The sequence below is a fragment of the Cetobacterium sp. genome, from assembly GCF_977044495.1.
The window spans coordinates 36,765-49,952 of sequence record NZ_CDRRQU010000018.1; the positions used below are offsets into that span (position 1 = coordinate 36,765).

Here is a 13,188-nt window from a genome sequence, read left to right on the forward strand (position 1 = left end):
TACCAAGGAGGACGAAAGAATGAAAAATATCAATCTGCTTTTTGCCACTTCAGAAGCTGATCCATTTTTGAAAGTTGGGGGACTTGGAGACATATCTCACGCTCTGCCAAAAGCATTAAAAAAAGTTGGAGTTAATGTTAAAGTTATACTTCCTAAAAATGGAAATATTCCTAAAGAATTTGTTGAACAAATGGATTTTCTAGGAGCTTTTTCAGTTCCTGTTGGTTGGAGAAATCAATATGCTGGTCTTTTTCATTTAGAATATGATGGCATAGATTTCTATTTTTTAGATAATGAATATTATTTTAAAAGACATATTCCTTACGGTCACTATGATGATGGTGAGATTTTCTCCTTCTTTTGCAGAGGAATTTTAGAAGCTGTTAAACATATACCAAATTTTACTCCTGATATTATTCACTGTAATGACTGGCACACCGGAATGGTGCCTGTACTTTTAAAGGCTTTTTATAGAGAAGACCCTCTTTTAAAAAACACAAAAACAGTTTTTACTATACATAATTTGAAATACCAAGGCGTATTCTCGAAAGATATTTTAGGTGAACTTTTATGTCTCGACTCTTCATACTATTCAGAGGATAAACTAAAATTTTATGATGGTGTATCCTTTATGAAAGGTGGACTTATATACTCCGATTTAGTTACAACCGTCAGTGAAACTTATGCCAAAGAGATTACCTATCCCTTTTATGGTGAAAAACTAAATGGATTAATTATCGCACTTGGTGATAAAGTTCATGGAATCGTTAACGGTATTGACTACACCTTGTACGATCCCAGAAAAGATGATAAGTTATATGCTAATTTTGGCTTAACCAACCTAAAGAAAAAATCTATAAATAAGACTGAACTACAAAAAAGATTGGGATTACCTGTTGATGAAAATATCTTAATGGTCGGATTAGTTTCTCGCCTAGTTAATCAAAAAGGTCTTGATCTCATAAAATGGGTTATGGATGAAATTTTAAATATCAACCTGCAATTCGTAGTTCTTGGGACTGGCGAACTACAATATCAAGATTTATTCAACTACTACTCATATATCAATCCTAAAAAACTTTCAGCTAATATAACATTTAGTGATGAATTAGCTAGAAAAATTTATGCTGCCTGTGATATATTCCTTATGCCATCATTATTTGAACCATGTGGTATCGGACAGCTTATCGCTATGAGATACGGTAGCGTTCCTCTAGTCAGAGAAACTGGTGGCTTAAAAGATACTGTTTCCAACTTCAATCCAGACACTCTTACTGGAACTGGATTTGTTTTTCAAAACTACAATGCTCACGATATGCTTTTCAAACTTGAATATGCTGCTAAAATTTTTTATGAAAACAAAAAAGCCTGGACTGCTCTTATGAAATCTTGTATGAAATATAATTCTGATTGGAAAGAATCGGCTAAAAAATATAAATCCTTATACGGAGGTCTTTTATGAATTTAACTAAAAATCAATTTAAAGATGATTATATAAAAAGACTTACGCTAACTTTTGCTCAGACTACTGGCGAAGCTTCTCTAGAGCACAAATATTTAGCTCTTGGAAAACTTATAAGAGATTATATATCTGAGTCTTGGGCAGAAACAAATAACTATTATACTAAGAAAAAATGTAAGCAAGTATACTATTTTTCCATGGAATTTTTACTTGGAAAACTCTTAAACTCATATCTTTTAAATTTGAATATTAGAGATGTTGTTAAAGATGGTCTTAAAGATTTGGGAATAGATTTAGATACTCTTTTGGAGTTAGAACCTGATCCTGCTCTTGGAAATGGTGGATTAGGTAGACTTGCTGCATGCTTTATGGACTCTCTTGCATCACTTGGATTCCCCGGTCATGGATGTGGAATTAGATTTAAACATGGACTTTTTAATCAAAAAATTGTAAATGGATATCAAAAAGAGCTTTTAAATAATTGGCTAAAAGAGGATTTTTTATGGGAAATTAAAAAGCCTGAAAAAACTGTAACTGTGAGATTTGGTGGAATTGTCACTTTGATAAATACTCCTGATAATATCGAACCTATATACTCTGGCTGTGAAGAGATTGACGCGGTTCCTTACGACATCCCTATTTTAGGGTCCAACATGGAGACTGTTAATACACTTAGATTATTCAGTGCTGAGCTTCCTGAGGAAGATATCGATTTGAATAGTCTTCAAAGAGGAGAATATCAAAAATTTATCGATAAAAAATTCGCCGTTGAAGCTATTTCACAAATTTTATATCCAGATGATTCCAGTATGCGTGGAAAACTTCTACGTTTAAAACAGGAATATTTTTTTGTCAGTGCCGGTCTTCAAACCATTTTAAAAAGGTATAAAAAACTTAAGGAATCTATCCATAAATTCTCTGATTTTGTGGGAGTTCATATCAATGATACTCACCCTGCCATAGCTGTTGGTGAACTTATGAGACTTCTTTTAGATGAAGAAAAACTCGATTGGGATAGTGCTTGGGATATAACAGTTAAAACACTGGCTTACACTAATCACACTATTTTAGCTGAAGCTATGGAAAAGTGGCCCTACGATATGTTTAAAAAAACTGTACCTAGAGTTCTTATGATAATCGAAGAGATTGACAGAAGATTCTGTGAAGAAGTGAGTAAAAAATATGAAGAAGATTATAATAAAATCGATTCTATGAGAATAATTTATAATGGCGAAGTTAGAATGGCAAATCTAGCTATAATAGGTTCCCACTCAATTAATGGAGTTGCTAAAATTCACACTGAAATTCTAAAAAGTCGAGAACTTCATGATTTTTATCTTCTTTATCCAGAAAGATTTAATAATAAAACCAATGGAATCACTCACAGAAGGTGGCTAAAAAATGCAAATCCGGAACTATATAAATTAGTCATAGAAAAGAGTGGTCCCGAATGTCTAAGTGATACACATAAATTTATTAACTTCTTAAAATATGTAAATGATGATTCTGTATTACAAGCACTCGATAAAATTAAATTTAAAAATAAGGAAAAAGTAGTAACTTTTGTCAAAAATAAATATGACCTCAATATAAATCCCTTTTCTATCTTTGATGTTCAAATTAAAAGACTTCACGGATATAAAAGACAGCTACTTAATGTTTTCAATATAATTTATCTATATAATCAATTGAAAGAAAATCCTGAACTAGATATTGTCCCTCGTACATTTTTCTTTGGAGCTAAAGCAGCACCATCCTATTATTTAGCAAAAAATATCATAAAACTTATCAACTCCGTAGCCAATGTTGTAAATAACGATCCAGATATTAGAAATAAAATAAAAGTCATCTTTCTTGAAAACTATGGTGTTTCTATAGCTGAACTTATAATTCCTGCTGGAGATGTGAGTGAACAAATTTCGACAGCTTCCAAGGAGGCTTCTGGAACTGGAAATATGAAATTTATGATGAATGGAGCCGTTACTCTTGCTACTCTGGACGGAGCAAATGTAGAGATCTATGATGAAGTTGGAGACAATAATATTGTCATTTTCGGTCTCACTTCACAGGAAGTTATGAGCTTAGAAAAAAATAGAACCTATAACTTTAGAGATATCTTGAATTCCAATCCTGATTTACAAAGAGTTATTAGACAACTCAGTGACGGAACTTTTTCTGAAAATAAAGAGGAGTTTAAAGATATTTTAAATCATATCTACGGAGAAGGAGACCCTTACTTTGTTTTGAAGGATTTCTCAGCATATGTTGAGGCTCAAAATAAAATTAACACTCTTTATGAAAATAGAAGAGGATGGCTACAGATGTGTTTGGTCAATATTGCACACTCTGGAAAATTTTCCTCTGATAACAGTATTAAAAAATATGCTGAAGATATTTGGCATATTAAGGAGGTGAAAAGGTGTGAATAGTCTTTCTTATTCATTATCAAAAGATTCAATTTTATTTGACTCTCAAGATGAAAGATTTAAGACACCTTTTGGAGCTACTCCTTGTGGAGAAAATATCACATTCAATATATTTGTTCAAAAAAATATCGACTGTTTGAATGTCAGCTTAATTGTAAAAAATGGCAGAGAATCGGAATTTAAAATGCTTCCTGGAATAGAAAAAAAAATAGGAGACTATGACTATATTGTCTGGTCTCTCACTTTTATAGTTCCTGCTCTAGCTAGAACGATTTTCTATCATTTTAAAATATCCATTGGAAATGAAAATACTATTTTCTATTATGGTAATAACTCTTTAGCTCTTGGTGGCATTGGTGAAATCTACGAAGACTATCCGATTGACTATCAAATCACTCTTTACTACAAAGATAATCCTACTCCGAACTGGTTTAAAGAGAGTATTGCCTATCAAATTTTTCCAGATAGGTTTAGAAATGGAAATAAGGACGGAAAAATAAATAATCCTAAAACCAATAGTTTTTTATATGGACAATGGTCCGATACACCTATGTACATAAAGAATAATAAAAATGAAATAGTTCGTTGGGATTTTTTTGGAGGCAACCTAAAAGGAATCACTGAAAAAATAAACTATTTAAAGGGATTGAATGTTGGAACTTTATATCTCACTCCAATTTTTGAAGCTACTAGTAATCATAGATATGATACCAACAACTACCACGATATTGATCCCGTTCTAGGCTCTCATAAAGATTTTAAAGAGATGGTCAAAGAGTGTAAAAAAAGAGGTATATACACAATCCTAGATGGTGTTTTTAATCATACTGGTAAAGATAGTATTTATTTTAGAGATGCATCAATATCCAAATCCTCGCCTTTTTATCCATGGTACAGATTTCAAAATTATCCGTATGATTATGATTGTTGGTGGGGAATAAAAGACCTTCCTTGTGTAAATGAATTGGAACCTAGCTTTTTTAAATATATTATAGAGGATGAGAATAGTGTCATTAACCATTGGATGAAAACTGGAATTAAAGGGTGGAGACTTGATGTAGCTGATGAACTTCCTAGCTTTTTTATAGAAAGTTTAAAATATCGGTGTAAAAGTATCGATTCCGAATCAATAATTATTGGTGAAGTTTGGGAAGATGCCAGCAATAAAATAAGTTATGGACAAAGAAGAGAATATTTTAATGGTAAGCAGCTCGATTCGGCTATGAACTATCCTCTCAGAACATACCTTTTAAACTTCTACAATGGATCTATTGACAGTGAAACTCTTTGTAAGTATATGAATTCATTAAAGGAAAATTATCCTAAAGAAAACTATTTTGCGTGTTTTAATCTTTTAAGTAGTCATGATGTAAAGAGAATAAAAACTTCAGTTAAAGAGATAGTAAAAGATTATAATCTTGATTCTCAGTACTTAGAGCCTGCTACAATTAGAGTTTTGAAATCCCTAAGTTTAATTCAATTTACTCTTCCAGGAGTTCCTGTCATATACTATGGGGATGAAGTTGGAGTAGAAGGTGGCAAAGACCCTGATAATAGAAGAACATATCCTTGGGGAAAAGAAAATCATGATCTTTTAAATTGGTACAAAAAAATCTCTTTTTTGAGATCTAGTTCTGAAGTATTAAAAAAAGGAGATATTAAATTTTTTTCACCACACCCTGATATCTTTGCCTATATCAGATTCTTTCCCAATGAAAAAGACTTTATAGGAGTTCTTACAAATAGAAATCCAAACAAATCAAAAATTTTTAAAATTAATTTGAAGGAATTCCTTGGGCAATTTAGTAATAATATAGCGACTGACATATATCGTTGGAATGACCCCCTAATCATTCCAATAGATTCATCTACTAATTTCCCAATAAAAATCCCCCCACTAAAGACACTTCTATTTAGTAGTAAAAGTGTCTAAAAAAAAGCTGAGCACTCCCCCCTGCTCAGCTTTTTTCCTTTCCCACTATTTTACTTATCTACATTATTTAAGTGAACATCCATCTGTGGGAATGGTATGCTTATATTTTCTCTATCTAAAGCACCTTTAATTCCATTTAATGTCTCCTTATAAACTGTCCAGTAGTGTTCGTTGGTTGTCCAACCTTTTAATGCTATATTTATAGAACTATCCGCATACGCATCCACATGACTATATACAGGCGGATCGGCTAAAACTAGAGAATTATCTCTTAAAAGTTTTTCTAATGCTTCTCTAGCCACATCTAAATCTGCATCATAAGATACTCCTATTACAAATTTTAATCTCCTTATTGGAGTTTTAGTATAATTGATTACTTTATTTGAAACAATAGACCCATTTGGTACTATCACTAAATCATTGTTATGAGTCCTTACTGTGGTGGAAAAAATATCAATATCATGAACATATCCTACCTCACCCGATATATTCACTTCATCTCCAACTTTATAAGTTTTAAAAATAAGAACAATTATCCCACCTGCAAAATTTGACAGATTATCTTTTAGTGCTAAACCAACACCTATTCCAAGAGTTCCAAAAAATGCAAGTAGACTGCTCTCCTTTACCCCCATAACCAAAAGACAAATGGTTATCAAAGTTGCGTGTAAACCCACATATAAAATTGATCTGATAAAACTTCTAAGAGATGGATCTATTACACTCTCTTCCCTAGCTTTATTATAAATTGGAGCTATTTTTTTTATTATTTTCAAAGCAAAATAGTATATTCCTATACAAATAAACAATTTTATTATAAAAAATAAGAACTCCACTGTGAAATTCACAAAAATATTTTTATCCATTAAATGGTTTAAAACTTCCTTTATAAAACCTTGTGATTTTTCTTCCATTCGCTTCTCCCTACATTACGCTTGATAAACTTTTAAAATAAATTCTACAGATGAAACAAATTATCATTTCCTCTTTATTAAACTTGATACTCTTTAGGTATTATCCCCTTTGATTTCCAATCCTCTACTGGAATCTCTATCTCAACTATCTTTCCACTTCTAATGTCTAAAACCCAGCCATGAATTTTTGGATATTTTCCATTTTCAATTCTATTTTTTATAATTGATAATTCAAATAGATGTTTCAATTGTTCTAATACGTTTAATTCTGTCAACCTATCAAGTCTTTCCTGTTCTGTAGCTAATTTTTCTAGCTCTTCTCTATGCTCCACCTCTATCTTTTTTATTGGCATTAACCAACTCGATATTATTGAAGAGTGTCTACATTTATCATGAGCTGTTTTTATTCCTCCGCACTCATAGTGACCTGAAAGTATTATGTGCTCTACTTCAAGCTGCTCCACTGCATACTCCAATGTCGCTAAAAAATTCATATCGTTAGGAAATACCTGATTAGCTATATTTCTATGAATAAAAAAACTTCCTGGCTCACTTTGTGTAAATGTATCTATCGGCATTCTGCTATCTGAGCACCCTATATATAAAAACGGGGGATTTTGTCCTTTAGAAAGATTTTTAAAATAGTCTTTATTTAACTCTAACTTTTTTTCTATCCATTCTAAATTTGCTTCTAATAATTCATTATAATTTTGCATTTTTCCTCCTTAAGATCTACATAGAGTATTACTTATATTCTACAATATTTTACAATATATTTCTACTTTTTTAGGATTCCACTTCCTTCAGTTTCATCTATGAAATTTTTTTATAAAATTAATATTGTTTATATCTCATTTTTTTTATAGAATTAATATAACTAAATAAAATGAATTGTAAGGGGGTTTACAAAATGTTAAAAAAACATGAAATTATAGATAGAATCATTAATACTGGGGTAGTAGCTGTTGTTAGAGCTGAAAATTTAGAAGAAGCCAAGCGTGTTTCTAATGCTTGTATCGCTGGTGGAGTTAATGCAATCGAGGTTACTTATACTGTACCTGGTGCTACCGAGGTTATTAAGGAACTCTCTAAAGAGTTTCCTGGAGATGACTTCATAATCGGTGCTGGAACTGTTTTGGACACTGAAACTGCTAGACTTGCTATTTTAGCTGGAGCAAAATATATTGTTTCTCCCGGATTTGATGTAGAGACTGCAAAACTTTGTAATAGATACGCTATTCCATATATGCCTGGATGTATGACTATAACTGAGATGATTAAGGCTATGGAATTAGGTTGTGATATTATTAAACTTTTCCCTGGAAGTGCTTTTGGACCTGATTTTGTTAAAGCTGTTAAAGCACCTTTACCTCAAGCTAACATTATGCCAACAGGTGGGGTTTCTTTAGAAAATGTTGATCAATGGATTAAAAACGGTGTTGTTGCTGTTGGTGTTGGTGGAAAGTTAGCTACTGGACCTAGTGAAGAGATTACTACTACTGCAAAAGCTTTCATAGCTAAAGTTAAAAAGGTTAGAGAGGAGATTTAATTATGAGTAAAATCGTAACTCTTGGAGAGATTATGTTACGTCTTTCCACTGAAAATAACAATAGATTTATTCAAAGTAATACCTTTAGAGCCGACTATGGTGGCGGAGAAGCCAACGTAGCTGTTTCTCTTGCCAACTTTGGAATTGAGTCTGAGTATGTCACTAAACTTCCAAACAACCCGCTTTCTGATTCTATTTTTAGATATTTAAAAGCTAATGGAGTTGAAACTAAAAATATAGTTCTTGGTGGTGAAAGACTTGGAACTTACTATCTAGAAGTTGGAACAAGCGTTAGAGCATCATCAGTTATTTATGACAGGAAATACTCATCATTCTCTACACTAGATTACAATGAACTAGAGATAGAAAAAATTCTAAAAGATTGCAAAATACTACATCTTTCCGGAATTACACCCGCTCTTTCTGAAAATTGTAGAGAGCTTACTATTAAAATTATGAAAAAAGCTAAAGAGATGAATGTTTTAATCAGTTTTGATTTTAATTACAGAGGAAAACTTTGGACTTTAGATGAAGCATCTCCTGTTTTAACAAGTTATCTTCCATATATAGATATCTGTTTTGCTGGTATTTTAGATGCTAAAAATATTATGAGATTGGGAGAACACTCCAATTTAGATGAGTATTACAAGGAGATTACAAAAAAATATCCAAATATAAAATATCTACTTTCTACAAAACGTGAAACTCACTCAGTTAATGAAAACTCTTTAACTGGCTTCATCTTTAAAGATGGAGAACTTATAGCTTCACCTAGATACACTTTCCAAATTGTTGATAGAGTCGGTGGAGGAGATGCTTTTGCCGCTGGAGCTCTTTTTGGAATCTATAACAATCACTCACCTGAAGATATTGTAGATTTTGCAACTGCAGCTTCTGTTTATAAGCACACTGTAAGGGGAGACGCAAACTTAGTTTCAAAAGATGAAATTTATAATATCATCAATAATGGTATTTCAACTGTTTCAAGATAGTAAAAAATGGTAAGGAACTCACCCCTTACCATTTTTTCATTTTTTAAAAATTTTTTAAATCCTCTTCTACCGTTGAAATAGTCCCAATATTAAAGCTATCTATCAAAACTTTTAAAACATTTTCTGATAAAAATGCTGGAATTGTTGGTCCTAAATGGATATTTTTAACTCCTAAATGTAATAATGCCAATAAAACTATTACGGCTTTTTGTTCATACCACGCTATATTATAAACAATTGGTAACTCATTTATATCATTTAATTGGAATATCTCTTTTAATTTTAAAGCTATCAATGCTAAAGAATATGAATCATTACATTGCCCTGCATCTAAAACTCTTGGAATTCCACCAATATCCCCTAAATTCAATTTATTATATTTATACTTTGCACAACCTGCCGTTAAAATAACTGTATCTTTTGGTAAATTAGCTGCAAACTCTGTATAATAGTCTCTAGATTTCATTCTTCCATCACAACCTGCCATTACGTAAAATCTTCTAATAGCTCCAGATTTTACGGCATCTACAACTTTATCAGCTAACGCAAATACCTGATTATGAGCAAATCCACCTATAATTTTTCCCGTTTCAATCTCTTTTGGTGCTTTACACGTTTTAGCCAATGTTATGACTTCCGAGAAATCCTTTTTTCCGTCCCTTTCTTCAACTCGCTTCCACCCAGGGAAACCAGTTGCATTCGTTGTAAAAACTTTTCCTTCATATGAAGCCCCAGATTTTGGTGGCACTATACAATTTGTTGTAAATATAATAGGACCATTAAATGTTTCAAACTCCTCATTTTGTTTCCACCACGCATTTCCATAATTTCCAACTAAGTGTTTATATTTTTTTAACTCTGGATAATAGTGAGCTGGTAACATCTCCGAGTGAGTATATATATCCACTCCTGTTCCCTCTGTTTGCTCTAAAAGTTGAACTATATCATTTAAATCGTGCCCAGATATTAAAATACCAGGATTACTTCTAACACCAATATTTACTTCTGTTATCTCTGGATTTCCAAATTTTTCTGTGTTAGCAAAATCCAATAGTGCCATTACATCTACTCCAAATTTTCCTGTTTCTAAAGTCAATCCTACTAAATCTTCTAACTCTATTGAGTCATCCAAAGTTGAAACTAAAGCTTTCTCTATAAACATAACAATTTCTGATTTTTCATATCCTAGATTCACAGAATGTTCATAATATGCTGCCATCCCTTTTAATCCATAAGTTATAACCTCTCTCAAAGATCTTATATCCTCATTCTCTGTTGAAAGAACTCCAATGCTTAAAGCTTTTTTATTCATATCTTCTACTGTTTTTACTGTAAACTTTGTTGCGTCATGATTTTTTAATCTTTTTATATCAAGTCCTAAATTTTCTAATTGAGCCTTTACTTTATCTCTGATTTTTAATCCTTTTAGAATTTCTTTTGCAATCATTTCATCATCAAAATTGGCATTTGTTATTGTTATAAATAAAGAGTTGGTGATATAGTAATCGATCTCTGAGTTTAACTCTTTATTTTCTAATCTATTTTCCAAAGATAGATTCTCTCTAAAAATAGATATCCCCTTTGTTGTATAAACAAGTAAATCCTGAAGATTTGATGTTGTTGGTTTCTTTCCACAAACTCCTACCACTGAGCAGCCCTTATTTCCAGCTGTTTCTTGACATTGAAAACAAAACATTGGTATTTTTTCCATTTCTCTCTCCTCATTTCTAAATTTTATAACTGGATTATATCAGTATAGTTATTTTTTATCTGTAACATATGTTACAAATATAACTTTTTTTCTAGTAGATTTTTTATATTTGAGGTATAATCAGTTAGACTAATAAAAATATTCTTTTTATAGGAGGAAATTTTATGAAAAAATATCTACTTATTTTTAGTTTTTTACTTTTCTTGATGGGATGTAGTAATGCAAATGAATATCTTGTTTCTGATTTTATTGTGGCAGGAGATTTTACTTATAAAGGTGGATTTGAAAATGCTGGTTCGAAAACTACTAGTAAAGCAGTCAAAAAAAATGGTCTAAATTTTATTGTTGAAGAAACTATTGATACCGCCACAAGAGTTGAACGGGTATATCTGATCAATAAAAATTCTATCTCCTTAATCTATGTCGGTGAAAATACTCATATCAATATAGAAAATCTTGACATAAATAAGGGAGAAGTTATTCTAAAAGCACCATTAATTGTTGGAGAAACTTGGAAATCTGGTGAAAATACCTATGAAATAGTTGAATTTGTAGATGCTGAGTCTGGACCGGAAGTCACTGTAGAAAAAAAATATCCTAGCGGTACTACTGAGAGAACTACTTATCAAAAAGGATTTGGAAAAATACAAAAGACTACAACAATGGTGAACTAAAATATGAAAAAATTAGTTCCAGCTATGGAAAAAATCGATAAAATTTTCAACTATCTCTATTTAAAGGAAAAAGCTTCTCAAGCTGAAATATCCAAAGACCTAAATATACCCAAAGCTACTACAAATAGATTAATTTATACTTTAGTTACAATGGGATATATCTGTCAAAATGGAAAAGATTATAGCTTAGGGAATAAGTTTGACTATTTTTCAAATAAAAACAAAAATTATAATTTAATTAAAAATATATCTTATCCATATTTAGAAGAACTTTCTTTAAAATTTAAAGAAACTTTTAAAGTCAGTGTTTTTGATAAAAATAAAATTAGAGTTATCGCCTCTGTCGAAAGCAATGACTACTATAAAATTACTGTCCCTGAGAACGCGATTTTTCCTCTACACGCTGGCGCAGCAAGTAAAATTCTAATCTGCCAACTACCAGAAAAAAGGCTCAACTCTCTATTGCCTGAAATTTTACCAAAATACACTGAAAATACTATAACTAGTAGAGAAAATCTAAAAAAAGAGCTCTTTAAAGTAAATGTAAAAAAAATTGCATTTGATAATATGGAACACTCAAATACAATCAGTGCCGTAGCTATTCCCATCTATGATAAAAATAATAAGATTATAGCTGCTTTAAGTTGCCCTTTCTTCAGCAATAATACAAATGAACACCACATAAGCGAAATCGTAATTGCTATGAAAGATATTTCTGAAAAAATAGGTACTACTCTTAACAATATGTCATACTAATTTTTTTATTTTCTTTGAAGGAAAATTTAAAAATCCTCGAATAATGAAAGTGAAGTTAGAAAATAAAACTAAAGGCTTTTAAAACAAGAGGAGGATTTTTTATGGAAAATAAAGATCTAGTATTTCAAATGAACAAATTTGTAGGAGATTTACACGTATTTAAAACTAAAGTACACAATTTCCACTGGAATTTAACTGGGGAACATTTCTTCGTTATACATCCAATGCTTGATGGAATAATGAGTGAAATTGATGCACAGATTGACTCTGTCGCTGAAAGAATCCTAATGATTGGACATAGACCTTTTGGATCTTTAGAAATCTATTTAAAACACACTGTTTTAGCTGAAGCTGAAACTAGAGCATACTTAGCTAAAGAAGCTGTCAAATTAATGTTAGAAGATTTTAAACTTCTATTAGCTGAAGCTAACCTTGTTATGGGAATTGCTGAGAAAGAAAATGATCAAGAAACTCTTACACTAATTACAGATATAGCTGCTTTATATCAAAAGCACATCTGGATGTTTGGTGCTTGGTTAGCATAGATATAAAATTAACCCCCTTGAAAGTTTCAAGGGGGTTTCATTTTATGGGAGTATAAATAATTTTGTGTAAATAATAATTGCAGACCTTCTAGATTAATGATGTAATATCATTAAAATCTAGGAGGTTTTTTTATGGCAAGAAAAAGAATTGTTTCTGAATCTAGAAAAAAAGTTATTCAAGATTTTCTCGCAGAATATCAACCTAAAACTGCTAAAGAATTGCAAG

11 protein-coding genes are annotated in these 13,188 nt (G+C 31.3%); 8 read left to right on the forward strand and 3 right to left on the reverse strand.

The features are described from left to right. Positions 1-19: 19 nt before the first annotated feature. Genes glgA through ACWI69_RS06080 form a run of 3 tightly spaced genes read left to right on the forward strand, consistent with a single transcriptional unit; the run spans position 20 to position 5,821 of the window. Positions 20-1,462, forward strand: coding sequence for a glycogen synthase GlgA (gene glgA / locus ACWI69_RS06070; protein ID WP_448820954.1), 1,443 nt, complete (start codon positions 20-22; stop codon positions 1,460-1,462). Further along, positions 1,459-3,891 carry a glycogen/starch/alpha-glucan phosphorylase gene (locus tag ACWI69_RS06075; RefSeq protein WP_448820955.1) on the forward strand — a complete coding sequence of 811 codons (2,433 nt, stop codon included), beginning with the start codon at positions 1,459-1,461 and terminating at the stop codon, positions 3,889-3,891. The genes glgA and ACWI69_RS06075 overlap by 4 nt, the downstream gene beginning before the upstream one ends. Next, complete coding sequence (locus tag ACWI69_RS06080; RefSeq protein ID WP_448820956.1) at positions 3,884-5,821, forward strand: glycoside hydrolase family 13 protein; 1,938 nt, start codon at positions 3,884-3,886, stop codon at positions 5,819-5,821. Before ACWI69_RS06075 ends, ACWI69_RS06080 begins: the two co-directional genes overlap by 8 nt. Positions 5,822-5,871: 50 nt before the next feature. Here the strand turns inward: ACWI69_RS06080 and ACWI69_RS06085 are convergent, their stop codons facing one another. Together ACWI69_RS06085 and ACWI69_RS06090 are read right to left on the reverse strand one after the other, a co-directional pair. Beyond that, on the reverse strand, positions 5,872-6,735 hold the full coding sequence (locus ACWI69_RS06085) for a mechanosensitive ion channel family protein (protein ID WP_448820957.1): 864 nt from the start codon (positions 6,733-6,735) through the stop codon (positions 5,872-5,874). Positions 6,736-6,812: 77 nt separating this feature from the next. Next, positions 6,813-7,451, reverse strand: a complete 639-nt coding sequence (locus tag ACWI69_RS06090) for a carbonic anhydrase (RefSeq protein ID WP_448820958.1) — start codon at positions 7,449-7,451, stop codon at positions 6,813-6,815. Positions 7,452-7,645: 194 nt separating this feature from the next. Between ACWI69_RS06090 and ACWI69_RS06095 the strand changes: the two genes are divergently transcribed. Together ACWI69_RS06095 and ACWI69_RS06100 are read left to right on the forward strand one after the other, a co-directional pair. After that, positions 7,646-8,284, forward strand: coding sequence for a bifunctional 2-keto-4-hydroxyglutarate aldolase/2-keto-3-deoxy-6-phosphogluconate aldolase (locus tag ACWI69_RS06095; RefSeq protein ID WP_448820959.1), 639 nt, complete (start codon positions 7,646-7,648; stop codon positions 8,282-8,284). 2 nt (positions 8,285-8,286) lie between these two features. Next, positions 8,287-9,276 (forward strand): PfkB family carbohydrate kinase, encoded by a 990-nt coding sequence (locus ACWI69_RS06100; protein ID WP_448820960.1) that lies wholly within the window; start codon positions 8,287-8,289, stop codon positions 9,274-9,276. A gap of 43 nt (positions 9,277-9,319) precedes the next feature. Here ACWI69_RS06100 and hcp read toward each other — a convergent pair whose 3' ends face one another. After that, positions 9,320-10,987: a hydroxylamine reductase gene (gene hcp, locus ACWI69_RS06105; protein ID WP_448820961.1), complete on the reverse strand. Its 1,668-nt coding sequence runs from the start codon at positions 10,985-10,987 to the stop codon at positions 9,320-9,322. 164 nt (positions 10,988-11,151) lie between these two features. On the opposite strand from hcp, the gene ACWI69_RS06110 reads away from it, so the two are divergent. From ACWI69_RS06110 to ACWI69_RS06120, 3 genes are all read left to right on the forward strand, one after another. Further along, positions 11,152-11,661, forward strand: coding sequence for a hypothetical protein (locus ACWI69_RS06110; RefSeq protein ID WP_448820962.1), 510 nt, complete (start codon positions 11,152-11,154; stop codon positions 11,659-11,661). A 3-nt stretch (positions 11,662-11,664) separates the two neighbouring features. Continuing rightward, a complete protein-coding gene (locus ACWI69_RS06115; RefSeq protein WP_448820963.1) occupies positions 11,665-12,417 on the forward strand; it encodes an IclR family transcriptional regulator in 753 nt (250 codons plus the stop codon). A gap of 101 nt (positions 12,418-12,518) precedes the next feature. Further along, entirely contained in the window at positions 12,519-12,962 is a 444-nt protein-coding gene (locus ACWI69_RS06120) for a Dps family protein (protein WP_448820964.1), read from the forward strand. Positions 12,963-13,188: the final 226 nt, after the last annotated feature.

Bases quoted from the DNA above. Each gene is read 5' to 3' on its own strand.
- ACWI69_RS06090 (WP_448820958.1), bottom strand. From the start codon at position 7,451: ATGCAAAATTATAATGAATTATTAGAAGCAAATTTAGAATGGATAGAA.
- ACWI69_RS06110 (WP_448820962.1), top strand. From the start codon at position 11,152: ATGAAAAAATATCTACTTATTTTTAGTTTTTTACTTTTCTTGATGGGA.
- ACWI69_RS06085 (WP_448820957.1), bottom strand. From the start codon at position 6,735: ATGGAAGAAAAATCACAAGGTTTTATAAAGGAAGTTTTAAACCATTTA.
- ACWI69_RS06075 (WP_448820955.1), top strand. From the start codon at position 1,459: ATGAATTTAACTAAAAATCAATTTAAAGATGATTATATAAAAAGACTT.
- hcp (WP_448820961.1), bottom strand. From the start codon at position 10,987: ATGGAAAAAATACCAATGTTTTGTTTTCAATGTCAAGAAACAGCTGGA.
- ACWI69_RS06120 (WP_448820964.1), top strand. From the start codon at position 12,519: ATGGAAAATAAAGATCTAGTATTTCAAATGAACAAATTTGTAGGAGAT.
- ACWI69_RS06115 (WP_448820963.1), top strand. From the start codon at position 11,665: ATGAAAAAATTAGTTCCAGCTATGGAAAAAATCGATAAAATTTTCAAC.
- ACWI69_RS06095 (WP_448820959.1), top strand. From the start codon at position 7,646: ATGTTAAAAAAACATGAAATTATAGATAGAATCATTAATACTGGGGTA.
- glgA (WP_448820954.1), top strand. From the start codon at position 20: ATGAAAAATATCAATCTGCTTTTTGCCACTTCAGAAGCTGATCCATTT.
- ACWI69_RS06100 (WP_448820960.1), top strand. From the start codon at position 8,287: ATGAGTAAAATCGTAACTCTTGGAGAGATTATGTTACGTCTTTCCACT.